Consider the following 23774-nt stretch of genomic DNA (forward strand, 5'->3'; position numbering starts at 1 on the left):
GGGTGATTACACCGCCATCCGGCATTAACATTAACCGCGCTAAAACTTAACCGAGGATTTTTTCCAGTTCGGCACGTACTTCGGCTACTGCTTTGGTGCCATCGACTTTCGCATACTGCGTGTTGCCCGCTTCGGCTTCTTTCTGGTAGTAACCAATCAGCGGCGCCGTCATCTGATGATACTCAACCAGACGCTTACGCACGGTCTCTTCCTGATCGTCTTTACGGGTGGTCAGCGCTTCGCCGGTCACATCGTCTTTTCCTTCCACTTTCGGCGGATTGAATTTGATATGGTAAACACGACCTGACGCCGCGTGCACGCGACGGCCAACGATACGATCAACGATCAGCTCGTCCGGCACATCGAATTCGAGAACATAATCAACCGCAATGCCCGCTTCTTTCATGGCGTCAGCCTGCGGAATCGTACGCGGGAAGCCATCCAGCAGGAAGCCGTTACGGCAATCTTGCTGAGTAATACGCTCTTTCACCAGGGCAATAACCAGTTCATCGGTTACCAGCTTACCGGCGTCCATGATGTCCTTTGCTTGTTTGCCCAGCTCGGAGCCTGATTTCACCGCGGCACGCAACATGTCGCCTGTGGAGATTTGCGGAATACCGTATTTCTCCATGATGAACTGAGCCTGAGTTCCTTTACCCGCGCCCGGAGCGCCAAGCAGAATGATACGCATTACGAAAATCCCCTTAAAGGTTGTCGATATTTTTTAAAAAAAGCGCTAAACGATACCACCATCACGCAACTCGCTCAAGGAAGGCGCCCGACGCTGAAACGGTTAACGGGATAAGAATAAGAAAAGAGCAGGTTTGAGAGGAATAAAATACCGAATGGCGGGCCTGAACAAACTGTAAAGCCGAACGGGACGCTCACGCGTCGCATCCGGCATCACGACGTCGCTATCAGGATACCAGCAACTGGTTCATACGGCGAATAAACTGGTTCGGATCTTCCAGCGTGCCGCGTTCAGCGAACAGCGCCTGATCTAACAGCAGTTCTACCCACTCTTTGAACTGCGTTTCATCCTGGGTATCCGCCGCGCGTTTCACCAGAACGTGATCCGGGTTGAGTTCGAAAATATATTTCACTTCCGGCACGGTCTGGCCCGCAGCGGCAAACAGTTTCGCCATCTGCGTGCCCATCTCATCCGCATCGGTGGTGACAATAGCCGGCGTATCAGTCAGGCGATGGGTCAGACGAACCTCTTTCACCCGCTCGCCCAGCAGTTTTTTCACCCGCTCAACGAACGGCTCAAGCGCTTTTTCCGCTTCTTTGGCGCTTTCATCAACTTCATCTGTCAGTTTATCCAGCGACTCATCGGCTTTCGCCACTGACTGGAACGGCTTACCGTCGAACTCGGTCAGATAGCTCATCATCCACTCGTCGATGCGATCGGAAAGCAGCAGAACCTCAATGCCTTTCTTACGCAGCAGTTCCAGATGCGGGCTGCTCTTCGCGGCGGCATAGCTGTCGGCCGTGATGTAATAGATCTTCTCCTGCCCTTCTTTCATGCGGGAGATATACTCTTCCAGAGAGACGGTTTGCGCAGAAGAATCCGTATGCGTGGAAGCAAAACGCATCAGCTTAGCGATAGTTTCCCGGTTAGCATGATCTTCCGCCGGGCCTTCTTTCAGCACCAGACCAAACTGCTGCCAGAAAGTCTGGTATTTTTCCGCATCGTCTTTCGCCAGTTTTTCCAGCATCTGCAGCGCGCGTTTGGTCAGTGCGGTGCGCAGGTTGCGGGTAACGGTGCCGTCCTGGAGGATTTCGCGGGAAACGTTCAGCGGCAGATCGTTGGAATCAATCAGACCACGCACGAAGCGCAGGTAGTTCGGCATGAACTGCTCGGCGTCGTCCATGATAAAGACGCGCTGTACGTACAGTTTCAGCCCATGTTTGTGATCGCGGTTCCACATATCCCACGGCGCCTGAGACGGGATGTACAGCAGGCTGGTGTACTCCTGCTTACCTTCCACGCGGTTGTGGCTCCAGGTCAGCGGGTCGGTATAGTCGTGAGCAATGTGTTTGTAAAACTCGTTATACTCGTCGTCTTTAATTTCCGACTTATTGCGAGTCCACAGCGCCTGGGCTTTGTTGATTTTCTCCCAGGAAATGACGGTTTCACCGTCAACCTCTTCGCGCTTTTCAATTTCAACCGGCAGCGCGATATGGTCAGAGTATTTGCTGATGATCGAACGCACGCGCCAGTCGTTGAGGAAATCATCTTCGCCTTCACGCAGATGCAGCGTAATCTCGGTGCCGCGATCGGCTTTGCTGATATCGGCAACGGTGTATTCCCCTTCCCCTGCGGATTCCCAGAATACGCCGTTTTCCGCGCTATCACCCGCCGCACGGGTGCGTACGGTCACTTTATCAGCGACAATAAACGCCGAATAGAAGCCGACGCCAAACTGGCCGATCAACTGGCTGTCTTTCGCCTGGTCAGACCCCATGGACTCAAGGAATGCTTTGGTGCCGGACTTGGCGATAGTACCGAGATGATCAATGACCTCATCACGGTTCATGCCGATACCGTTATCGGCGATGGTCAGGGTGCGGTTGTCTTTATCAAATGAAACACGCACGCGCAGCTCACCATCCCCCTCGTACAGATCCGGCTGGGACAGCGCGCGGAAACGCAGCTTATCGGCCGCATCAGAGGCGTTGGAAATCAGCTCACGCAGGAAAATTTCTTTATTGGAATAAAGAGAATGGATCATCAGGTGCAGAAGCTGTTTTACCTCTGACTGAAAACCACGAGTTTCTTGTCCTTTCATCTAAATCAACCTCAACAATGCCATTGTTAATGGTAAAAAACCGTTGAGGGTGAGATGGGGACAAAAAGGGAAATTTTCAAGCGGAGGCCCCAAAAAGCACCTCCGTTTGGTTAAAAACGAATCTTGTGACGCCCGGCAAGGGAGTGGGACAACGTGGTGCCGTCGACCATTTCCAGCTCACCGCCCACCGGCACACCGTGAGCAATACGGCTGGCCTCCACGCCATATTGCGCGCAAAGCTCGGCAATAAAGTTGGCGGTCGCTTCTCCCTCCACCGTCGGGTTGGTGGCGAGGATCACTTCGCTGAGCGATTCTGACGCCAGACGCTGCTCCAGACGATCGAGACCGATATCATCCGGCCCGATGCCGTCAAGCGGCGACAGATGCCCCATCAGCACGAAGTAGCGCCCGGAATACTGGCCGGTCTGCTCAATGGCGTAGATGTCCGCCGGACTTTCTACCACACAGATCTGGCCATTTTCTTTACGTCGAGGATTACTGCAAATATTGCACACCTCTTGTTCAGTAAAGGTGCGGCAATCGGCGCAGTGACCAATTTCCGACATCGCCCGGGTGAGCGCCTGCGCCAGGCGCATCCCGCCGCTGCGGTCACGCTGCAGCAGGGTAAACGCCATGCGCTGCGCTGACTTCGGGCCAACGCCCGGCAGGCAACGCAGCGCTTCCATAAGCTGAGTTAGCAGCGGACTGGTCTGCATCAGAACGGCATCTTAAAGCCAGGCGGCAGTTGCATACCGGAAGAAACAGACGCCATCTTCTCTTTCTGGGTCTCTTCAATACGACGCGCCGCATCGTTGAACGCCGCAGCGACCAGATCTTCCAGCATCTCTTTGTCATCTTCCAGCAGGCTTGGGTCGATTTCCACGCGACGGCAGTTGTGGGCGCCATTAATGGTCACTTTCACCAGCCCCGCGCCAGACTCGCCGGTGACTTCCAGTCTGGCGATTTCTTCCTGCATCTGCTGCATCTTTTCTTGCATCTGCTGGGCTTGCTTCATCAGGTTACCCAGGCCGCCTTTTCCAAACATAAGCTCTCTCTCTTGATGGTTTACAATCGCAAGCCACGCTTACGATCAAATGGGGCGAATACTCTCTTCATCCAGTTCCGCGTCAAAGAATCGACGTAGCGTCTGAATGTTGTTATCCGCAACAATCGACTCACGCGCCTGCGCGAGTTTCTCTTCATAAATCGCCTGACGCCACTCCAGCGGCGTGCGCACCGCGGGATTATCATCTTCAACGATGGTCAGTTCAACCGTCGAGCCCGTTAGAGCACTCAATGCTTCCGCCAGCTTTTGCTGCGCGCCAGCAGAGTTGAGGTGTCGCTGCGCAGTCCGCAGATGCAGACAAATCGTATTGCCGTTCTCCTCTTTCCAGGCGTTTAACGCCACCTGTTCCACCAGCTTCGGCAGGGAGAGCTGGCTAATTTGCGCCGCCCACGGATCGCGTTCAATCGCTTCCGCGGCCAGTTTCGCCGCCAGTTCCGGCGTTTTCTCATGCTCCAGCGCCTTTTTCAGCGCTTTTGGCGTTGCCGCCTCTTCTTTTACTGCTTCGACAACCGTCGTCGCTTTCCAGCGATAGGCTTCTTTCTTCGTCGGAGCCTGTTCCAGAGCCGCTGCCGCCGGGCGCGCCTGCACGCGCTCGGTAATCGAACTCAGTCGTTCAAGCGCGGCGTTATTCACCGGCCGCGCGCGGGAAGCGGCTGCCGGTTCACTCTTTTTTGAGCGGGGCGCTCCCTGGCTGCGCTGTAGCTGGCTGCGGGCCGCCAGCACCTGGCTGGTGGTCTGCGGCAGATTCTGCGGCGGCTGTCCAACGGGTGCCGGGGCAACCTGCGCGACAGGGGCGGCCGGAGTAACCCGCGCCGGTGGCGTTTCCGGCTCCGGTAGCGGCAGGCGCGGATGAAAGGCCAGCGCGCGTAGCAGCGTCATTTCGACCCCCATTCTCCTGTCCGGCGCATAGGGCAACTCTTTACGGCCAATCAACAACGTTTGATAGTACAGCTGGACATCGCCTGGCGGCACCGTGCGCGCCAGCTCGCGCATCCGCAGTTCCACGACAGCCATATCGGTGCCCAGCGCCGAGGGCGAGAGCTGAACCATGGCAATACGGTGCAACAGGCTAAGCATCTCAACCAGTAAGGCTTCCCACTCCACGCCACGCGCGGCCGCCTCATTGACGCCGGCCATCACGCGCTCGCCGTCGGCGGCAACCAGCGCCTCAATCAGCGAAAGCGCCTGATCGTCGTCAAGAGTGCCAAGCATGGCGCTAACGGACTCGGTCGTCAGACGGCCGTCGCCGCTGGCGATTGCCTGGTCGGTCAGACTTAACGCATCGCGCAGGCTGCCGTCCGCCGCACGTGACAGTAATTGCAGCGCCCGCGGTTCAAAAGCAATCTGCTCCGCGCCGAGAATATGCTCCAGCTGATGGCGAATTTGCTCAACGTCCAGCGCCTTCAGATGGAACTGCAAACACCGGGAAAGAATGGTCACCGGCAGCTTTTGCGGATCGGTGGTCGCCAGCAGGAATTTAACGTGCGCGGGCGGCTCCTCCAGCGTTTTTAACAACGCGTTGAAGCTGTGGCGCGACAGCATGTGGACTTCATCGATCAGATAAACTTTGAAGCGACCGCGGGCTGGCGCGTACTGAACGTTATCCAGCAGGTCGCGGGTATCTTCGACTTTGGTGCGCGAGGCGGCGTCGATCTCAATCAGATCGACAAAGCGCCCCTGCTCGATTTCACGGCAGTTATCACAGACGCCGCACGGCGTGGCGGTAATACCGGTTTCGCAGTTTAGCCCTTTCGCCAGCAGACGGGCGATAGAGGTTTTACCGACGCCGCGGGTACCGGAAAAAAGATACGCGTGATGAATACGCCCTAACGACAAGCCGTTCGCCAGTGCGGTCAACACATGTTCCTGGCCGACAACGTCAGCAAAGGTTTGTGGGCGCCATTTACGGGCCAGGACCTGATAACTCATGGGCTAACTCTGAAACGCTGGAAGGTGGATACATAGGGGGAATGCTAACACAACCTCGCAAATACAGCGAGGTTGCCAGGTTAGATTCAGGCCTTATCGTGGCAGCCAGTCAGGTGACGGACAGCACGCAAAAGCCTGAGCGTACAGGTCATACGTGAGGATTTATTCGCTACGCTCACCCTTTTGGGTATTCAAAACGCAAATACGTTTTGTCAGGCCTGACCGGGGCCGAAATGGCAAATAAGGTAGCCTGAATCAGTGTCCCGGGAAAGGAACCAGACTATAGCTATTAATCTCCTGTTTCTCCAGACGCTGCTCGCCGCCCAGATCGAACAGATTGATAATAAAGGCCGCGTCATGCACTTCACCGCCCAGACGGCGGATCAGCTTCACGGTCGCTTCAATCGTGCCGCCGGTCGCCAGCAGATCGTCAACCACCAACACCTTATCGCCCGGTTTGATGGCATCGACGTGGATTTCCAGCTGGTCGGTGCCGTACTCCAGCTCATAGCTTTCAGCGATAGTTTCACGCGGCAACTTACCCGGCTTGCGTACCGGAACAAAACCGACGCCCAGCGCCAGCGCAACCGGTGCGCCAAACAGGAAACCACGCGCCTCGGTGCCCACCACTTTAGTAATACCCGCGTCTTTATAACGCTCGGACAGCAGATTAATGCTGAGCGCGTAAGCGTTCGGGTCTTCCAGCAAGCTGGTGACATCCCGGAAAAGGATGCCTGGCTTCGGGTAATCCTGGATGCTTTTGATGCTGTTCTTCAGATATTCAAGCTGCTGTGCAGTCGCGGTCATAAGTTTATGCCTGATTAAAACGGTATTACTCACGGGCATATCAGCCTGGCCAAAGAAACATTTGTTTAACCTTTGACCGGGTTTACCCGTACTCGAAAACGCCAGAATTTACTGTCTGTCTGCGTCAATTGCAACCATCATTATTGCGCATCAGTGCTTTTGTTGTTTTGCATCAACCACCGGAATACGCCACATAAATATCAGCAAACAGGCCAGAATAAGCAGCAGTAAAATGCGCACCCATGTAAGATGAACCAGCCACAGGGAAATGGCAAAGGTCAGCAGAATCATCGCCACCGCCCGCGGCTTAGCGCCTGGCGGCATCGCGCGGTATTTTTGCCAGTGACGCAGGTAGCCGCCAAACCATGAGCGATACAAAAGCCAATGGTGAAAGCGCGGCGATGAGCGGGCAAAACACCACGCAGCGAGCAGAATAAACGGCGTCGTTGGCAGTAAAGGTAAAAACAGGCCCAGCGTCCCCAGCACTACCGCCAGCCAGCCAATGATGATTAAAATAATTCGAGGCATAATGCGAATCGTTATCAAGATGATGAGGCTAATGTAGCACAGTTGTTTATCAGAGGAGGGAGACGTTATTTGAAAACGACCCGGCTTTTACATTCGCTGGAACATCAACTGGCGGATCTGGCAACACAGGTTGCGCCGCTGGCCAATCACACGACGCTCAGTCCACGGTTTGATCGCCAGTTGTTCCGTGCCCGTAGCACACAAATGCAGGCTTATCTTGATGAGGCTAAAGCGCACTTTAATGCGCTACAACAGGCGGTCGAGCGTCAGCAGCTACCGCAAGTCGCCTGGCTGTCGGAACGTCTCGTCGCCCAAATATCAGCGATCGGCCGGGAGACAGCCACCTGGTCATTACGCGCCTGGGACAGCGCTTCACCGATGCTTAATCGTTGGCAGCGCAGACGTATACAGCATCAGGAATACGAACGACGATTGCTGGCCATGAGAAACGATCGTCAGCGCCAGCTGACGCAAGCGACGAGTCCGGAAGAGCAGCATCGGCTGGCAAAAGAGGTGGAGATCTACGCCGGACGTTTAGCCCGCTGTCGCGATGCGCTGGAAAAAATTGAAGCCAGGCTGGCCCGCTTAACACGCTAACCGCAGGAGGTGATATGTCGCTGGAAAATGCGCCTGAGGAAGTCAAACTGGCGGTCGATTTAATTATGCTGCTTGAAGAGAATAAGATCCCGGCGCAAACCGTACTCGCCGCGCTGGAGATTGTTCGTCAGGACTATGAAAACAAAATAAAAAGCGCGGAATCCTCCTCGTAATAAACACAGAAGCCGTCAGTGGTCAGCGCATTAAGGGTGTCAATGTCGTTGTCAGGTGATGAGTGTTTTTGCCGGTGTAAACCTGAAAACGCGCAGCCACGCACGCCAACCCGAAGTATGGCTGAGTATAGAGAAGGCGGCGCGTCGGTCGCCCCTCACGACATCATTAGCCAATCACCGGAGAGGCATCGCCATCCTGGCCGTCACGCTTCACTTCTGTCACTTCATCGCCTTTTGCATTACGCAGATGAACCTCCAGTTGGTTGAAGGCGATATCGATATTATTCTCGCGACACAAACGGTCGATAGCGCGGTTAAGCTCATCCACCGCGTAGCTACGGTCGCGCAGTTCACGCACGTACAGGCGTAGTTCATGATCGAGCGTGCTGGCGCCGAAGGTAGTAAAGAAGACCGATGGCGCGGGCTCCTGCATCACTTTCGGATGCTCCTGAGCCGCCTTCAGTAGCACCGCTTTCACCTTATCGAGGTCCGAACCATAGGCCACGCCAAGACGGATCACCACGCGGGTTACGGTGTCGGAAAGCGACCAGTTGATCAAACGCTCCGTAACGAAAGCCTTATTGGGAATAATGACCTCTTTACGGTCAAAATCGGTGATGGTGGTGGCACGGATACGAATCTTACTGACGGTACCGGAAAACGTGCCAATGGTCACCGTATCGCCAATACGCACCGGGCGTTCAAACAAAATAATCAAACCAGAGACAAAGTTACCGAAAATTTCCTGTAAGCCGAAGCCAAGGCCAACCGACAGTGCCGCCGCCAGCCATTGCAATTTATCCCATGAGACGCCGAGTGAACCAAATACCGTCATCGCGCCAATCACAATAATGGCGTAGTTCAGGATAGTGGTAATTGCGTATGACGCCCCCTGGCGCATATTCAGCCGCGAGAGCACCAGCACTTCGAGCAAGCCAGGTAAGTTGCGAATCAGCGCCCAGGCCACCATCAAGGCGACAATGGCAAACAACAAACTGCCCATCGTGACGCTTTTCACGACATTACGCCCGGCCTCGGTCGCGTTGTAGTGCCACAGCGTAATGCTGTCGAGATAGGCGAAAACGGTGATGAGATCGGACCAGATTGCCCAGAACAGCACCGCAAACAGCGCGATCATCACCAGCATCGTAATACGCAGCGTCTGCTGGTTGACCTGCTCCAGAGCAATGGTGGGTTCTTCCTGCGGCTCAGCGCCCTCGGCCCCTTCTTTGACCAGGTGCTGACGGCGCGCCAGCGCGCGTCGCCAGGCAATACGCCGGGCGGCGACGCTCAAACCGCGCAGTACAGTCTGGTAAAGCAGATTCCACAGCATGACCAGATAAACGGTGTCAATCCAGCGGCCCGCAAGGCGCAGAGTGGTGTAGAAATAGCCCGTCGCCGTCAGCACCATAAGCGCGATAGGTACGATCGACAGTACAGTAACGGTGATAAGGCGAAGGTTGTGGGACTCTTTATCGCGCCAGCTTTCGCGACATATCGGTAAGACAAGCACCGCAATCAGCAGCAGATTGAGGAAAATAACGCACTGCCCGATGACATCATCCATCAGATGCAGCGGCGACAGTTCCGACATGACGGACCAGAAGTTTAACGGCAGCAGAGCAAGGCTGACGCGGACAATCTGTCGCCGCCAGTGGCTGGTTAATCGTGACGGCATCGTAAAATGGTTTACCGCCACGCCGTCTTTTTCCAGCACCTTCCAGCACAGGCCAAATACCAGCCAGAAAAATGCCAGCTTTTTACTATAAGCCCAAAGCAAATCGCTGATATTTAGTTGCATTGTCAGCAAAATCAGGCCAATAGCCAGAATCAGCAGCACCACAGGTAATGCTCTGATCAGATCAATCAGAATCGCTTTCGGCGTATGGAGCTGGGTATCATTGCGCAGTTGCCCGACCTGCGACGCCAGTTTCGCCTGATACGCTTTTAGCCACTGCAGACGCCAGCGAATAAGCCCGGCAATCAGCAGCAGCGGCAAACCGGCAAGAAACGCGATAAAGACGGAAGGCCAGGCCTTTTCCCAGTTCACTTTAATTTTCATTGAGTTAAACTGGTCATTCAGCGCTTCAGGGAACGCTTTAATCCATTCCCAGTCCATCGGTCGATTGCTGTTTACCCAAAAAATCTGCTGAGTCAGGATGGCTTTCAGGTTCGTCGAAACGCTGATTAACTGCTGCTGATTCACCTGCAGGTTAATCGCCATCATCAGTTGATTACCCAGCTGTTTGTTCAACTGATCGAGCAGTTCCCGGCGCATATCAACAATTTCCAGAAGCGCATCGTGCACCTCGGGATTCACATCGCTACTATGACCGTCTTCCATCTTCGCGACAAACGCATCGCTCTGGAATAACGCATCACGCTGCTGATTAATCTCAAACTGTTCCAGACGCAGGTCGGCGATACGATTGGTCATATCGCCCAGTTCCTCTGCGGAAGGCAGGGTTTGCTGCTGTTGATAAAGAATACGCGACAGCAACAGGCTGCCTTTCAGCACGGAGATCTGCTCTTTAATATCGCGCTCCGATTGCAGCGCCCGATCGAGCCAGGTTTTCACTTTGATATTACGCTGGACCAGCTGATTACCGTCTTCCGTCGCCGAAATAAGCCTTTCGCTAAGTTGATGGTTTATATCCAGTTCTTGTTTCACCAGCGGGTTAGCCTGAATACGCGCGGTTTCATCCGGCGACGCCGCTTCCTGAGCGGTCTTTTCAGTGAGCGTCAAGCGCTTACTGTTAACCGCTTCCTGCAATAGCTGAAGCTGGTGCTCCAGACGGTTGCTGTTAGCGGTGACATAATCACGCTGTTTTTGCAGGGTATCCTGCAACACAGTGTTGCCCTCCAGGCTTTTGCGCTGTTGGTCTATCTGCGCATTCAGTAACGCCTGCTGCGCCAGCAGCAAATTTTGCTGACTGGGGCGTAACGCCTCCTCCCCTGCAGAGGTACCATTCAGGCGGTTACGGATCTGTTGCAACTGCTGCGACGCTGAATACATCGCATTTTGCACACGCTCCGGCTGCGTCTGCAGGGAGACTAACTGGCTGTTATAAGCCGCCAAATCGTTCTGCGCGTTTTGCAAATCATCCAGCATCTCAGAGACGCGCGACTCCAGCTGGCGCAGCGACAAGGTGCTCAACGTTTTACGCGTGGTTTCATCATCAGGCACATCACTCAATGCATTCAGGCTATTGATAGCCTGATTCATTTTTGCCGGCGCCTGCGCGACCTTCTGACGCAATTGTGCCGTTTCCGACTTTACGTGTTCAATTTTATCGAGGATTTCCAGGGTCTGGGTCAGATCTTGCTGAACCAGCTTGTCCTGCGCGGTCAGCTCTTTTTGCTTGTTCAACGTATTGAGCTGGCTCTGGACTTCAGATCGCTCAGGTAAATCAGCCGCAATCGCTTGATTAATGCGACTCAGGCTGACAAAAAAAATCAGGGTAATAATGAACGCAGACAGGGCGTTTCGCCAACGGATAGTGTGCAGCATAGTGTTAACATGAGTGGTTGCAAAAGCCGGAGAATACCGGGGATCGTCGCAGCGCGCAGAATAGCACTTCTGACACCGCGCGAATAGCGGCAGACAGCAGGAAAAATTCCCCCCCCTGTCTCGCCAGCCGGCTTAATCGCCTGAACCTTCAGGACACCGTAATGAAGGGCAAAATTGATACATTTCAAGCAGCGTGACGACATATTCCCGCGCTTCTTTTTGCAGATCGAATGCATTCGGCGCCAGCAGCCAGTTTTCCATCAGACCGGAAAGGTAGCTACGCATTAAAATCGCCGCCCGGCGGGTGCGCAAATTGTCCGGCAACAGTTTCGCCGCAATGCATTCCTTCAGCGTTTGTTCGATACGCTCGTAATTCTCAAGACATAGACTACGCTGTGCTTGTTGAAGCGTGACCATTTCACCCACGAATTCACATTTATGGAAGAGAATTTCCATCATCAACCGCCGACGTTTCTCTGTCACCGTTGCTTCAAGGATATACACTAAGATCTCGCGGACAACTGACAGTGGATCGTTGGGAAATTTTGCCCGATACTCAACTTCGAGATCATTAATATTTGCTTCTGAAAGTAACCATATTTCATTAAATAAATCTGATTTATTTTTGAAATGCCAGTAGATAGCACCCCTCGTCACCCCGGCGGCTTTTGCAATTGCCGCCAGCGAGGTAGAAGATACCCCTTGCTGCGAAAAGAGATGCAGGGCGGCATCAAGAATTTGTTGCCGGGTCTCAAGCGCCTGTTGTTTGGTTTTTCGTGCCATAGGTCGGTGAGTTTACAGAGGTTACGTTTACATGCATTTGTGAATGTATGTACCATAACGTGACCATAGAAAGCATGTACCATAGCATGACCATAATAGAAACACAGTAGTGGGTTTGTGGTCAGTTGAGCCACTGAACAATTTGAAATTGGACACTCGAGGTTTACATATGAACAAAAACAGAGGGTTTAGGCCTCTGGCGGTCGTTCTGATGCTCTCAGGCAGCTTAGCGCTAACAGGATGTGATGATAAACCGGCGCAGCAAGGAGCCCAGCAAATGCCGGAAGTCGGTGTTGTGACTCTCAAATCTGCTCCTCTACAAATCACTACAGAACTGCCAGGCCGTACCAGCGCCTACCGCGTTGCGGAAGTTCGTCCCCAGGTGAGCGGTATTATTCTCAAGCGTAACTTCATTGAAGGCAGTGATATCAAGGCAGGCGAGTCTCTTTATCAAATTGATCCAGCGACCTATCAGGCCACCTACGAAAGCGCGAAAGGCGATTTAGCAAAAGCGCAGGCAGCGGCGAATATAGACCGATTGACGGTTAAACGTTATCAAAAACTGTTAGGGACTAAATACATTAGCCAGCAGGATTACGATACCGCCGTGGCAACCGCTCAGCAGAGCGATGCCGCCGTCGTCGCCGCCAAGGCCGCAGTAGAAACCGCGCGCATCAATCTGGCGTACACCAAAGTCACCTCTCCGATTAGCGGCCGTATTGGTAAATCGACGGTGACGGAAGGCGCTCTGGTACAAAACGGCCAAACTACCGCGCTGGCGACTGTACAGCAGTTAGATCCTATCTATGTCGACGTGACCCAATCGAGCAATGATTTTCTGCGCCTGAAACAGGAACTGGCCAGCGGCCAGTTGCAGCAGGAAAACGGCAAAGCGAAAGTTGAGCTGGTCACGAGCGACGGCGTGAAATATCCGCAGGTCGGGACGCTGGAGTTCTCCGACGTCACCGTCGACCAGACGACCGGCTCTATTACACTACGCGCGATCTTCCCGAACCCTGATCACACCCTGTTGCCAGGTATGTTCGTCCGCGCACGCCTGGAAGAAGGCGTTAATCCTGATGCATTGCTGGTTCCTCAACAGGGCGTAACCCGAACCCCTCGTGGCGATGCGAGCGCGATGGTTGTTGGTGAAGGCGATAAAGTCGAGGTCCGCCAGATTACAACCACTCAGGCAATTGGCGATAAATGGCTGGTCACCAAAGGATTAAAAACGGGCGATCGCTTAATTGTCACCGGCCTGCAAAAAGTCAAACCAGGCGTACAGGTGAAAGCGCAGGAAGTCGTTTCTGACGATAAACAGCAAGCCGCAGGCAACGCTCAGTCAGAATAAACCAGGTCTTAACTTAAACAGGAGCCGTTAAGACATGCCTAATTTCTTTATCGATCGCCCTATCTTTGCGTGGGTGCTCGCCATCATTATCATGTTGGCAGGGGGGCTTGCGATCCTCAAACTGCCGGTTGCGCAATATCCAACGATTGCGCCGCCGGCGGTGACGATCTCCGCGACCTACCCTGGCGCAGATGCGAAAACCGTACAGGATACGGTAACGCAGGTTATCGAGCAGAACATGAACGGTATCGATAACCTGATGTACATGTCCTCAAACAGTGACTCCACAGGTACCGTGCAAATCACTCTGACATTCGAGTCCGGGACGAATGCCGATATCGCCCAGGTGCAGGTGCAGAACAAACTGCAACTGGCTATGCCGCTGCTGCCTCAGGAAGTTCAACAGCAGGGGGTTAGCGTTGAGAAGTCATCCAGTTCCTTCCTGATGGTCGTGGGCGTCATTAACACCAACGGCACCATGACCCAGGAAGATATCTCTGACTATGTTGCGGCGAACATGAAAGACGCGATCAGCCGTACGCCAGGGGTGGGTGACGTGCAACTGTTTGGTTCACAGTACGCGATGCGTATCTGGATGGACCCCATCAAGCTGAACAACTTCCAGCTTACCCCGGTGGATGTCATTAGCGCGATCACCGCGCAAAACGCTCAGGTCGCCGCCGGCCAACTTGGCGGTACGCCGCCAGTGAAAGGCCAGCAATTGAACGCCTCCATCATCGCGCAAACGCGTCTGACCTCAACGGAAGAGTTCGGTAAAATTCTGCTCAAAGTCAACCAGGATGGTTCTCAGGTTCGCCTGCGTGATGTCGCCAAAATTGAACTGGGCGGTGAAAGCTATGACGTCATTGCGAAATTCAACGGCCAGCCAGCGTCAGGTCTGGGGATCAAACTGGCGACCGGCGCGAACGCGCTGGATACCGCCAGCGCTATTCGGGCACAGTTGAAAAAGATGGAACCGTTCTTCCCCTCAGGGCTGAAGATCGTCTACCCGTATGACACCACGCCATTCGTGAAAATCTCAATTAACGAAGTGGTGAAAACACTGGCAGAAGCCATCATTCTCGTGTTCCTGGTCATGTACTTGTTCCTGCAAAACTTCCGCGCGACGTTAATTCCGACCATCGCCGTGCCGGTGGTGCTGTTAGGGACATTTGCCGTGCTTTCGGTATTCGGCTACTCGATAAACACGTTAACGATGTTCGCGATGGTGCTCGCCATCGGCCTGTTGGTGGATGACGCCATCGTGGTAGTAGAGAACGTCGAGCGTGTCATGTCCGAAGAGGGATTGCCGCCAAAAGAAGCCACGCGAAGATCGATGGGACAGATTCAGGGCGCGCTGGTGGGTATTGCGATGGTGTTGTCCGCGGTATTTATCCCGATGGCCTTCTTCGGCGGTTCTACCGGCGCTATCTATCGTCAGTTCTCCATCACCATTGTTTCCGCAATGGCGCTGTCAGTGCTGGTCGCGTTGATCCTGACCCCGGCCCTGTGCGCGACCATGCTTAAGCCGGTCGCGAAAGGCAGCCACGGCGCAACCAAAGGTTTCTTTGGCTGGTTCAACAACATGTTCGAGAAGAGTACACACCATTACACCGATAGCGTAGGCAATATCCTGCGTAGTACCGGTCGTTATCTGGTGCTGTATCTGATCATCGTTGTCGGGATGGCCTGGCTGTTTGTTCGTCTGCCCAGCTCGTTCCTGCCAGATGAAGATCAGGGGGTCTTTCTGAGCATGGCGCAGTTACCCGCCGGTGCGACCCAGGAGCGGACGCAGAAAGTTCTCGATGAGATGACCAACTACTATCTCACCAAAGAGAAAAACAACGTTAAATCTGTATTCGCCGTTAACGGCTTTGGTTTCGCAGGCCGTGGGCAAAACACCGGTATTGTCTTCGTCTCGTTGAAGGACTGGAGCCAGCGACCAGGTAAAGAGAACAAGGTTGATGCGATTACCGCCCGCGCCATGGGCTACTTCTCGCAGATTAAAGACGCGATGGTGTTCGCCTTTAACCTGCCTGCAATCGTCGAACTGGGTACCGCAACAGGTTTTGACTTCGAGTTAATTGACCAGGCCGGTCTGGGACATGAAAAACTGACCCAGGCGCGTAATCAGCTGTTTGGTATGGTCGCTCAGCATCCTGATGTATTGACCGGGGTGCGTCCGAACGGTATGGAAGATACCCCGCAATTCAAGATCGATATCGACCAGGAAAAAGCGCAGGCGCTGGGTGTTTCTATCAGCGATATTAACACAACGCTGGGCGCTGCATGGGGCGGTAGCTACGTCAACGATTTCATCGACCGCGGTCGTGTGAAAAAAGTTTACGTCATGTCGGAAGCCAAATATCGCATGCTGCCGGAGGATCTCGGTGACTGGTACGTACGCGGCAGCGACGGGCAAATGGTCCCCTTCTCCGCCTTCTCAACCTCTCACTGGGAGTACGGCTCACCGCGTCTGGAACGCTATAACGGTCTTCCTTCAATGGAAATCCTCGGCCAGGCGGCGCCCGGTAAGAGTACCGGTGAAGCGATGAATATGATGGAAGAACTGGCAAGTAAACTGCCTGCAGGTATCGGCTATGACTGGACCGGTATGTCCTATCAGGAACGTTTGTCAGGTAACCAGGCGCCTGCACTGTACGCGATCTCACTGATTGTCGTCTTCTTGTGTCTGGCGGCGCTGTACGAAAGCTGGTCTATTCCATTCTCGGTTATGCTGGTTGTGCCGTTAGGGGTTGTCGGTGCGCTGCTGGCCGCAAGCTCGCGCGGATTGACTAACGACGTTTACTTCCAGGTAGGTCTGCTCACTACCATTGGGCTGTCGGCGAAGAATGCGATCCTGATTGTTGAATTCGCCAAAGACCTGATGGATAAAGAGGGCAAAGGCCTGATTGAAGCGACGCTGGAAGCGGTGCGTATGCGTCTGCGCCCAATCCTGATGACCTCTCTGGCGTTTATCCTGGGGGTCATGCCGCTGGTTATCAGTTCCGGTGCAGGCTCCGGTGCGCAGAATGCCGTTGGTACTGGCGTCATGGGTGGGATGGTGACCGCGACGGTTCTGGCCATTTTCTTCGTGCCGGTATTCTTCGTGGTGGTTCGTCGCCGCTTTAGCAAAAAAAGTGAAGATATTGAGCACAATCATACGATTGAACATCATTAATCTTACGCTAAGGGCTGCATCCGCAGCCCTTTTTTTTGCTGCCCTTTTAAAGCGCACACATTGCCACTATTTATTTAAAAAAAACAATATATAATATTTAATTATATGTTATGTGATTTACACCTTAAATAATTCAAGTTTCTGGACAAAACGGCTAACCGTTTTAAACAGCGCTTACGTAGTAGCCCTGAAGACCGGATCATGCAGCAAGTAAGATAGCCTTATTGAGTTTCCAGTGATTCAAATGACAAACCGCTCAGTAACAGATTTCAACACTGCCTGCAACGGCCCTGTAAGGTGAGTCCCCGGGATAAGCCACATAACGCCCAGACAACACTTAAGCCACCGGCATTAAACAGACATATATGTCATTTTTCTCCAATATCGCTCTCTCTATACTCACCAGGAATATTCTCATTCATTGATACTGAGAATATCGGGTGAAGAGACGGCCAGAGCTTAAACATAAAAAACGCGGCGTTTTGATCTGCATAGCAAGGCTATAATCGTTACACGGTTCCCCAATGACGGTCGCTGTTTATGCCTTCAGGGATCGTAATGCCAGACGCTGGTGCCAGAGAGCACATCCAAAAGATAATCCTATGACCAGAAAGGCATTTATGCCGTACGCAGAACCCTGCGGCCTGATACAGAGAACCTGAATCGCGTCTCTGCCATGCAAAACCATCCGCTTCATACGAACAGTTGAGTTTGATGAAAATTCATCGGTACTTTTCTTAAAAAATAGATAAACTACAACGCGGGCATCCCTCAATAACATTGAAAACTGCCGGCTAACCTGATGAAATATAAGCTCACTCTTCCCTTTCCGCCCAGGTTAATGTCACGATATAATAAAAATCCGGGTGCCGTGATAAATGATAATTGTAATTTTTCGTAATAGCACGATGAAATGTTTTTAGGAGTGGATTATAATTAAAAAGTAAGATTACAATGTATGTGTCAGGTCTGTTAGTCGTGTTCATCCCACAACGGTGTTGATAGTCGTCGTTTAAACCACTTAAAAGGGGATGCGTTATGGACGAATACTCGCCAAAAAGGCATGATATTGCACAACTTAGATTTCTCTGTGAAACCCTGTATCATGATTGTCTTGCAAACCTGGAAGAAAGTAACCACGGTTGGGTTAATGATCCGACTTCGGCTATCAATCTTCAACTAAATGACTTGATCGAGCACATTGCCGCGTTCGCACTTAATTATAAAATTAAGTACGCTGAAGAGAATAAACTGGTAACCCAGCTTGACGAATACCTGGATGATACTTTCGTCCTGTTCAGCAACTACGGCATTAACACGGCCGATCTACAGAAATGGCGTAAATCGGGAAACCGGTTATTCCGTAGCTTTGTGAACGCCTGCCGGGAAAACCCGGTCAGTCTTTCTTGTTAGCATTATTACAATTAAAGGGTGAATTTATGTCCACTAAAACATTAACCAAAATAGACTATTTGATGCGTTTACGACGCTGTCAGACAATTGATACGCTGGAGCGTGTAATTGAAAAAAATAAATATGAACTTTCCGATAATGAACTGGCGGTATTTTACTCAGCGGCCGACCATCGCCTTGCTGAGTTGACGATGAATAAGCTGTACGACAAAATTCCTCCTTCAGTCTGGAAATTTATCCGCTAGTGCATTTCGAATGAAAGTTGAATGACCTTTACCGTAAACATCATCCCCTGATACAGATAATAAATGTGGAGTCATTCATATATGTTAGCCAACTCCGGTAATGAAACCGGTTTCATTATGTGCTGTGGCGGCATACGCAATCCATAAATAAAGCAGCCGCCGTGAAATGAACATCAGATGATCGTCGGTGAGAGCCATCTCGCTGGGGTGTTTTGCTGCGAGCCTTTCGCCTGCCTGCCAGGTGTCTTGTGGTACATTACAGTGATTCAGCCCCCGAAGAAGAAATGTTAAGGGAAACAGGCCCGGCGAGACGATGCGGAGCGCATTTATTGATAGTCCGCAACGATGATAACGACGCGCGTTCCTCAGAAAAATGACGCTCCCCGCCGCAGTCGACGGTAACTGTTATGCTTTTCTACAACCAATCTGTTACTTTCCCCTGTGTTTTGCGCAACATAAAATAACCTCAGGCTGGGCCAGACCAGGGCACATGGATGGGCTACGCCATCCGCGGCCAACGCATATGCAACTTGCAGTGTGACTGGGTATAGCAGAATTTGAGGAATAAGATGACAGAAATACAGCAACTGCTGAAGAACACCATTGATGAGCTTAATATAAAGGAGAAACGCGACAACCGTCCGCGTTTTAGTATTAGCTTTATTCGTCATCACCCGTGGCTGTTTGTTGCCATGTACGCGGCTTTCCTGGCCACACTCGTTGTGATGATGCGTTCAGAAACGCTGGTAGACTCAGTGTGGCTGCTTATCGTCCTGTTCGTTCTGCTAAACGGTTTTTTCTTCTTTGATGTCTATCCCCGCTATCGCTACGAGGATATTGATGTACTGGACTTTCGCGTTTGCTACAACGGCGAATGGTACAACACCCGATTTGTTCCCAACCAGCTGATCGAGCGTATCCTGCAATCCCCCCGCGTCGCCGATAAACAAAAAACGCAGTTGCGGAAAATGATTGATACCAAAGGTGAGCTTTCATTCTACGATGTATTTTCTCTTACCCGCGACGGAACGGCCCAATAAGACGATTCAGCGTCCGCAACGCCGGAATAAAATGCGCGGCGGACGTATTACCGTAGCCCAAAACCAAGCCGCTTCTGGCGTTTTTCGCGTCAAGATAAAAACGGCTTAACGCTGCCAGATGACGGGCAATCGCCTGCCATAGCCTCCGGTTCTCCTTGCGTGTCGCCAGAGCCCAACAATACGCCCCCCTCTTCACGCAATAACTTGTCAAGGAGCCGACGCCAGATAAAAAGCGGGAAATAATTCACCGCAGGCACACCCGGCGTAAAGTGTAACGTTGGCGAGTCATGATGCGTGCCTGTCTATCATGTCTGCAAACGCTCAGAGAGCACGACAATCAGCTCTTCCTCGTTATCCTTTCCCAGTGATTTCAGCGCTGCAACATACGTTTCCTGATGGCTATGCCGCAGATATCCTTCGGTTGCTCCAGGGCGCTGTCGAGAGTATTGCGCGACGACCTCAGCCGCTTCGCCATAGCACGGCAATGGCAACCGAAGCCCAGTGGCTGCTGATGCGTTACGTGTTTGAAACTCTCGGCTATCGCCGCTACGAGTGGAAATGTAATAGCCTGAACGAGCCTTCTCGTCGGGCGGCGCTGCGGCTGGGATTTCAGTACGAGGGGCGCTTTCGGCAGGCGCTGGTGGTAAAAGGCCACAATCGCGATACCGACTGGTTTTCCATTATCGATAGCGAGTGGCCGCGAATTGATAAAGCGATACGGCAATGGCTGGCCGCCGACAATTTCAGCGCCGACGGCCAACAGTTACGCAGACTGGAAAGTTTCCGTTAACGTCTTTTTTTACGTCCCTGCACGGCCTTAAAGCGGGGATTACTTTTGCAAATCACGTACAGCCGCCCTTTGCGCTTAACGATCTGGCAATCCGGGTGGCGCTGTTTAGCGCTGCGTAAGGAATTAAGTACCTGCATTATTTGCTCCTTTTCGCATCAAGAAAGCCACCGAAACGCTGGCGGAAGCGCGCGGTACTGCCTTCATTGTTGAACGTTTTCTGTTTGCCGGTGTAATAAGGATGCGATTTGGACGACACATCAATTGTTACATAGGGATACGTGACGCCTTCCAGTTCAATCTCACGTTCAGTTTTAATCGTTGAACCGACTTTAAAATACTCGTTGGCGCTGGTGTCATGAAAGACCACCGTGCGGTAGTGCGGATGAATATTGGGTTTCATCATGGCCTCAATAATATGTTATAACATAACAACAAAATACGCCAGACCGATACAAAGATCAACCATGACAACTCCGTGGGTAATAGAGAGGCGGCGGCACTGGCCACCCTTCTCCGGATTAAGGATTTAACTGATGCGCCAGCACCCGTAGCTGCTCGGCAATAGACTGCAGGTTTTTACCAGATTCCGTTTTAGGCCCGCTAGAGTGGCGTACCACCAGACGAGCCGGGAGAATAGAAGATGTATGGGATGTCTCGTTATCGCCGCTATCAAGGATGCGACGCACGGCTTCTTTTCCCTGCAGATCAAGATCCAACGATACGGTTGTTAGCGCCGGATAAAAGAAAGAGCTTTCATAAGTATCATCGTAACCAATGACTGACTTTTCTCCCGGGATCGGTACCTGATGCTGATGAAACGCGCTCAGCACGCCAAGCGCCATCTGGTCATTGCCCACCAGAACCGCAGTAAAGTTTGGCGTTTCACGCAGCATTTGTAGCGCCCCCGCATAACCACTCTGCGCATCCCAGTTACCGCGAATCACCGTTACTGGCTGTAGCCCATAACTTTCCAGCGTCTCTATCCAGCTTTTCAAACGTAATCTTGCCGATACCGAGCTTTCAGGCCCGGCCAGTACGGCGATCTCCCGATGACCCATTTCATACAGGTATTTGACGCTGGCCCGGGTACCATCAGCCGGATTAAACGAAACGTTAAACACAGAACTATAGGGATCAACATCCAAAAAAAGACAGACGATATCATCGTTATCAACCGCAATTTTCTGTGCTTTTTCAGTCTCAAGCGGCACATTGATGATAACCTTATCTACCCGCTGGGACTTCAGTTCATTGATCGAATCCTGAATACTTTGGTTGACGCTCTCATCGATCATTGAAATAAGCACCTGATACCCTTCCATATTCGCATAGCGTTTCACCGCCGCAGCAACCTGGGACGGCGCATGCAATGCAAGGGAAGTCGTCACCAGACCCACGGTATGACTCCGCTTACCGACCAGTTGTTGTGCCAGACGATTAGGGACATACCGCAATTCTTTAATGGATTTCTCTACCTTACTGCGCGTGGCTTTGGATACATTAGCAGACTTATTGAGTACCCTGGACACGGTCTGATAGGAGACACCCGCATGGCGGGCAACATCTTCTAAGGTCGCGCTTTTAGACTTCATGGTCCGGTTCCTTATATTGTTATCCCTGGATTGTAACAGGGGCAATTTTAAAAAACGCCCATTGCAGCACTTCCTGAACAACAATTCTCACAAAAAGTATGACGTTCACAATACAACAAAATGTGAATAGACTCACTACCCGTAACAAAACCCGCTTATTTATTTGCAGTTAATCACACTATAGAGATCATCCATTTGCCTGGACTCTGATTTAGGACTTTTATGACACTGGTTATGTGAACGTAATACAAAAAAATAAGAGGAATGACATGAACACTACGCTACGCACACTCTCCGTTGCGTTGGCCGCTGCGCTGATTTCACCATCCGTGTTTGCCGCTTCCGCTACAGTCCCGGGTATCGATTTTCATGGTTATCTGCGCGCCGGAGTTGGGGTCTCCGGTGACGGAAGTGAAGCCGAATGGCAAAAAAATAAACTGGGACGTCTGGGTAATGAATCCGATACCTATGGCGAGCTGGAGTTAGGTTCAGAAGTTTACAAAAAAGACGACGTCAGTTTTTATCTCGACAGCATGGTCAGCATGGTGTCTGATGGCTCTAACGATAACGAAACAACGCTGGATGATGATGCGCAGTTCGGCCTACGTCAGTTGAACCTGCAAATCAAAGGCCTGATTCCCGGCGATCCGAATGCCGTCATTTGGGGCGGTAAACGCTACTATCAGCGCCACGATCTCCACATCATCGACACCAAATACTGGAACATTTCCGGTTCCGGCGCGGGGATTGAAAATTACACATTCGGCCCAGGCGCCGTCTCATTTGCCTGGATCCGCGGAGACGCCAACGACGTTGACTATCGCGTCGATGGCGACAGCAACGTCAACATTAATTACCTCGATCTACGCTACGCAGGCTGGAAGCCCTGGTCCGGTTCATGGACAGAATTTGGTATCGATTATGCGATGCCGAACACCACCAAGAAGCAAGACACCTACGGCGGGCTATATGATGCTGAAAATGGCGTTATGCTGACCGGTGAAATCAGTCAGGATATGCTGGGCGGCTACAACAAGACGGTGTTGCAGTATGCGAATAAAGGGCTGGCGCAAAACATGGTCTCCCAGGGCGGCGGCTGGTATGACATGTGGCACTACGTTAATGACGCCACCGGCTATCGCGTGATCAATACGGGTTTAATCCCGATTACCGACAAATTCTCCGTTAACCATGTACTGACCTGGGGATCGGCGGATAACATTACTGAGTACACGGATAAAACGCGTATGATCTCGCTGGTGGCTCGCGGGCAATATCAGTTCACCGACTACGTGCGTCTGATTGGCGAAGTGGGCGGTTTTTACCAGAAAGATAGCTACAAGAACAATACCGATTACAAACAGGCAGGTGAAAAATACACCATTGCACTGGGTCTGGCGGATGGTCCAGACTTTATGTCACGCCCGGAACTGCGTATTTTCGCATCCTGGCTGAATGATTCTGAGAATGGTAAGCCGTTCGAAGATCAAACAGCCAACAATACGTGGAACTTTGGTGTCCAGGTAGAAGCCTGGTGGTAATGATATTTAAATCTGTTTTATCTCTCACTGTAAGGTCGTTAATTACCCTCCGGTAATCATTATTGCCATTGAATGCTTGCTATATTTTCGGGATAACCCATTATTGGGTTATCCCATTTTTTATTTACGGCTGGCAAAGTGTTCATCAAGTAATTGTCGCAAGGCATCAGACTGCTTCCCGAATATAGCATGTACCTGTTGCCCAAGAATAATTACACCAAGCGCCCCCTGCTGCTGCAAAGACCGGGAATCAATAACCGCCAGATTATTTACCGTAACCCGTAAACGGGTAATACAGGCATCAACATTAATAATGTTGCTCTCACCGCCAAAGGCCTGAATTAAATTTTCAATCTGTTGTTGTTCCGCATGACTCAACGGTTCCATCTTACGGGGTTGAGAAAAATAATTCAGAAAGGATTTCAAACTCACCAT

Annotated in this window: 21 protein-coding genes, 2 pseudogenes and 1 other annotated feature; of the genes and pseudogenes, 9 read left to right on the forward strand and 14 right to left on the reverse strand. The window is 52.0% G+C overall.

The genetic code is table 11. The features are described from left to right. Positions 1-46 precede the first annotated feature (46 nt). The 7 genes from adk to FN037_RS06150 form a co-directional block, all read right to left on the reverse strand. Complete coding sequence (adk, locus tag FN037_RS06120) at positions 47-691, reverse strand: adenylate kinase (RefSeq protein ID WP_138357991.1); 645 nt, start codon at positions 689-691, stop codon at positions 47-49. Positions 692-917: 226 nt separating this feature from the next. After that, on the reverse strand, positions 918-2792 hold the full coding sequence (gene htpG / locus FN037_RS06125; RefSeq protein WP_142501744.1) for a molecular chaperone HtpG: 1875 nt from the start codon (positions 2790-2792) through the stop codon (positions 918-920). A 110-nt stretch (positions 2793-2902) separates the two neighbouring features. Next, positions 2903-3508: a recombination mediator RecR gene (gene recR, locus FN037_RS06130; protein ID WP_138357995.1), complete on the reverse strand. Its 606-nt coding sequence runs from the start codon at positions 3506-3508 to the stop codon at positions 2903-2905. Continuing rightward, on the reverse strand, positions 3508-3837 hold the full coding sequence (locus FN037_RS06135; RefSeq protein WP_042324433.1) for a YbaB/EbfC family nucleoid-associated protein: 330 nt from the start codon (positions 3835-3837) through the stop codon (positions 3508-3510). Before FN037_RS06135 ends, recR begins: the two co-directional genes overlap by 1 nt. Before the next feature lie 45 nt (positions 3838-3882). Next, positions 3883-5787, reverse strand: coding sequence for a DNA polymerase III subunit gamma/tau (gene dnaX / locus FN037_RS06140; protein WP_142501745.1), 1905 nt, complete (start codon positions 5785-5787; stop codon positions 3883-3885). Continuing rightward, positions 4486-4550: a sequence feature (DnaX frameshifting element), on the reverse strand. Its footprint overlaps the gene before it by 65 nt. Before the next feature lie 255 nt (positions 5788-6042). Further along, positions 6043-6594 (reverse strand): adenine phosphoribosyltransferase, encoded by a 552-nt coding sequence (gene apt, locus FN037_RS06145; RefSeq protein ID WP_138357999.1) that lies wholly within the window; start codon positions 6592-6594, stop codon positions 6043-6045. A gap of 150 nt (positions 6595-6744) precedes the next feature. Next, positions 6745-7122, reverse strand: coding sequence for a DUF454 family protein (locus FN037_RS06150; protein ID WP_142501746.1), 378 nt, complete (start codon positions 7120-7122; stop codon positions 6745-6747). 69 nt (positions 7123-7191) lie between these two features. Between FN037_RS06150 and priC the strand changes: the two genes are divergently transcribed. Further along, a complete protein-coding gene (gene priC / locus FN037_RS06155) occupies positions 7192-7719 on the forward strand; it encodes a primosomal replication protein N'' (RefSeq protein ID WP_138358003.1) in 528 nt (175 codons plus the stop codon). Between the two features lie 14 nt (positions 7720-7733). Beyond that, positions 7734-7892: a pleiotropic regulatory protein RsmS gene (gene rsmS, locus FN037_RS06160; RefSeq protein WP_138358005.1), complete on the forward strand. Its 159-nt coding sequence runs from the start codon at positions 7734-7736 to the stop codon at positions 7890-7892. Positions 7893-8058: 166 nt separating this feature from the next. Here the strand turns inward: rsmS and mscK are convergent, their stop codons facing one another. After that, positions 8059-11403 carry a mechanosensitive channel MscK gene (gene mscK, locus FN037_RS06165; RefSeq protein ID WP_142501747.1) on the reverse strand — a complete coding sequence of 1115 codons (3345 nt, stop codon included), beginning with the start codon at positions 11401-11403 and terminating at the stop codon, positions 8059-8061. 132 nt (positions 11404-11535) lie between these two features. Continuing rightward, positions 11536-12186 carry a multidrug efflux transporter transcriptional repressor AcrR gene (acrR, locus tag FN037_RS06170; protein WP_138358009.1) on the reverse strand — a complete coding sequence of 217 codons (651 nt, stop codon included), beginning with the start codon at positions 12184-12186 and terminating at the stop codon, positions 11536-11538. A 169-nt stretch (positions 12187-12355) separates the two neighbouring features. Between acrR and acrA the strand changes: the two genes are divergently transcribed. The 5 genes from acrA to FN037_RS06195 all read left to right on the forward strand — a co-directional run bounded on the left by acrA (position 12356) and on the right by FN037_RS06195 (position 19416). After that, positions 12356-13537 (forward strand): multidrug efflux RND transporter periplasmic adaptor subunit AcrA, encoded by a 1182-nt coding sequence (gene acrA, locus FN037_RS06175; RefSeq protein WP_138358011.1) that lies wholly within the window; start codon positions 12356-12358, stop codon positions 13535-13537. Between the two features lie 34 nt (positions 13538-13571). Beyond that, positions 13572-16718, forward strand: a complete 3147-nt coding sequence (acrB, locus tag FN037_RS06180; protein ID WP_142501748.1) for a multidrug efflux RND transporter permease subunit AcrB — start codon at positions 13572-13574, stop codon at positions 16716-16718. A 1038-nt stretch (positions 16719-17756) separates the two neighbouring features. After that, positions 17757-18131 (forward strand): Hha toxicity modulator TomB, encoded by a 375-nt coding sequence (gene tomB, locus FN037_RS06185; RefSeq protein WP_138358015.1) that lies wholly within the window; start codon positions 17757-17759, stop codon positions 18129-18131. 26 nt (positions 18132-18157) lie between these two features. After that, positions 18158-18376 (forward strand): HHA domain-containing protein, encoded by a 219-nt coding sequence (locus FN037_RS06190; protein ID WP_138358017.1) that lies wholly within the window; start codon positions 18158-18160, stop codon positions 18374-18376. A 569-nt stretch (positions 18377-18945) separates the two neighbouring features. Further along, positions 18946-19416 (forward strand): YlaC family protein, encoded by a 471-nt coding sequence (locus FN037_RS06195; RefSeq protein ID WP_138358019.1) that lies wholly within the window; start codon positions 18946-18948, stop codon positions 19414-19416. A 100-nt stretch (positions 19417-19516) separates the two neighbouring features. Here FN037_RS06195 and FN037_RS24745 read toward each other — a convergent pair. Beyond that, positions 19517-19897 (reverse strand): annotated as a pseudogene (locus tag FN037_RS24745) (PLP-dependent aminotransferase family protein); the annotation flags it as partial. Here FN037_RS24745 and FN037_RS06200 point away from each other — a divergent pair. Next, a pseudogene (locus FN037_RS06200) lies at positions 19838-20206 on the forward strand (GNAT family N-acetyltransferase); the annotation flags it as partial. The pseudogenes FN037_RS24745 and FN037_RS06200 sit on opposite strands and share 60 nt — an antisense overlap. On the opposite strand, the gene ykgO reads toward FN037_RS06200, so the two are convergent. The 3 genes from ykgO to FN037_RS06215 form a co-directional block, all read right to left on the reverse strand. Further along, positions 20203-20343, reverse strand: a complete 141-nt coding sequence (gene ykgO / locus FN037_RS06205) for a type B 50S ribosomal protein L36 (RefSeq protein WP_003859006.1) — start codon at positions 20341-20343, stop codon at positions 20203-20205. The pseudogene FN037_RS06200 and the gene ykgO overlap by 4 nt on opposite strands. Continuing rightward, entirely contained in the window at positions 20343-20606 is a 264-nt protein-coding gene (locus tag FN037_RS06210) for a type B 50S ribosomal protein L31 (protein WP_138358321.1), read from the reverse strand. The genes ykgO and FN037_RS06210 overlap by 1 nt, the downstream gene beginning before the upstream one ends. 118 nt (positions 20607-20724) lie before the next feature. Continuing rightward, positions 20725-21798 carry a LacI family DNA-binding transcriptional regulator gene (locus FN037_RS06215; protein ID WP_138358021.1) on the reverse strand — a complete coding sequence of 358 codons (1074 nt, stop codon included), beginning with the start codon at positions 21796-21798 and terminating at the stop codon, positions 20725-20727. A gap of 269 nt (positions 21799-22067) precedes the next feature. On the opposite strand from FN037_RS06215, the gene FN037_RS06220 reads away from it, so the two are divergent. Continuing rightward, the gene (locus FN037_RS06220) at positions 22068-23339 is read left to right on the forward strand and encodes a maltoporin (RefSeq protein WP_138358023.1); all 1272 of its coding nucleotides are present in this window, start codon (positions 22068-22070) and stop codon (positions 23337-23339) included. 120 nt (positions 23340-23459) lie between these two features. On the opposite strand, the gene FN037_RS06225 is transcribed toward FN037_RS06220, so the two are convergent. Next, the gene (locus FN037_RS06225; RefSeq protein WP_138358025.1) at positions 23460-23774 is read right to left on the reverse strand and encodes a glucose PTS transporter subunit EIIB; all 315 of its coding nucleotides are present in this window, start codon (positions 23772-23774) and stop codon (positions 23460-23462) included.

This window comes from Klebsiella sp. 2680 (genome assembly GCF_900198535.1).
GTDB classification, from domain to species: domain Bacteria; phylum Pseudomonadota; class Gammaproteobacteria; order Enterobacterales; family Enterobacteriaceae; genus Klebsiella; species Klebsiella indica.

Excerpts from the sequence above, each read along its gene's own strand:
- adk (WP_138357991.1), bottom strand. The coding sequence starts at position 691 with ATGCGTATCATTCTGCTTGGCGCTCCGGGCGCGGGTAAAGGAACTCAG.
- htpG (WP_142501744.1), bottom strand. The coding sequence starts at position 2,792 with ATGAAAGGACAAGAAACTCGTGGTTTTCAGTCAGAGGTAAAACAGCTT.
- recR (WP_138357995.1), bottom strand. The coding sequence starts at position 3,508 with ATGCAGACCAGTCCGCTGCTAACTCAGCTTATGGAAGCGCTGCGTTGC.
- FN037_RS06135 (WP_042324433.1), bottom strand. The coding sequence starts at position 3,837 with ATGTTTGGAAAAGGCGGCCTGGGTAACCTGATGAAGCAAGCCCAGCAG.
- dnaX (WP_142501745.1), bottom strand. The coding sequence starts at position 5,787 with ATGAGTTATCAGGTCCTGGCCCGTAAATGGCGCCCACAAACCTTTGCT.
- apt (WP_138357999.1), bottom strand. The coding sequence starts at position 6,594 with ATGACCGCGACTGCACAGCAGCTTGAATATCTGAAGAACAGCATCAAA.
- FN037_RS06150 (WP_142501746.1), bottom strand. The coding sequence starts at position 7,122 with ATGCCTCGAATTATTTTAATCATCATTGGCTGGCTGGCGGTAGTGCTG.
- rsmS (WP_138358005.1), top strand. The coding sequence starts at position 7,734 with ATGTCGCTGGAAAATGCGCCTGAGGAAGTCAAACTGGCGGTCGATTTA.
- mscK (WP_142501747.1), bottom strand. The coding sequence starts at position 11,403 with ATGCTGCACACTATCCGTTGGCGAAACGCCCTGTCTGCGTTCATTATT.
- acrR (WP_138358009.1), bottom strand. The coding sequence starts at position 12,186 with ATGGCACGAAAAACCAAACAACAGGCGCTTGAGACCCGGCAACAAATT.
- acrA (WP_138358011.1), top strand. The coding sequence starts at position 12,356 with ATGAACAAAAACAGAGGGTTTAGGCCTCTGGCGGTCGTTCTGATGCTC.
- acrB (WP_142501748.1), top strand. The coding sequence starts at position 13,572 with ATGCCTAATTTCTTTATCGATCGCCCTATCTTTGCGTGGGTGCTCGCC.
- tomB (WP_138358015.1), top strand. The coding sequence starts at position 17,757 with ATGGACGAATACTCGCCAAAAAGGCATGATATTGCACAACTTAGATTT.
- FN037_RS06190 (WP_138358017.1), top strand. The coding sequence starts at position 18,158 with ATGTCCACTAAAACATTAACCAAAATAGACTATTTGATGCGTTTACGA.
- FN037_RS06195 (WP_138358019.1), top strand. The coding sequence starts at position 18,946 with ATGACAGAAATACAGCAACTGCTGAAGAACACCATTGATGAGCTTAAT.
- ykgO (WP_003859006.1), bottom strand. The coding sequence starts at position 20,343 with ATGCAGGTACTTAATTCCTTACGCAGCGCTAAACAGCGCCACCCGGAT.
- FN037_RS06210 (WP_138358321.1), bottom strand. The coding sequence starts at position 20,606 with ATGAAACCCAATATTCATCCGCACTACCGCACGGTGGTCTTTCATGAC.
- FN037_RS06215 (WP_138358021.1), bottom strand. The coding sequence starts at position 21,798 with ATGAAGTCTAAAAGCGCGACCTTAGAAGATGTTGCCCGCCATGCGGGT.
- FN037_RS06220 (WP_138358023.1), top strand. The coding sequence starts at position 22,068 with ATGAACACTACGCTACGCACACTCTCCGTTGCGTTGGCCGCTGCGCTG.
- FN037_RS06225 (WP_138358025.1), bottom strand. The coding sequence starts at position 23,774 with ATGGTGAGTTTGAAATCCTTTCTGAATTATTTTTCTCAACCCCGTAAG.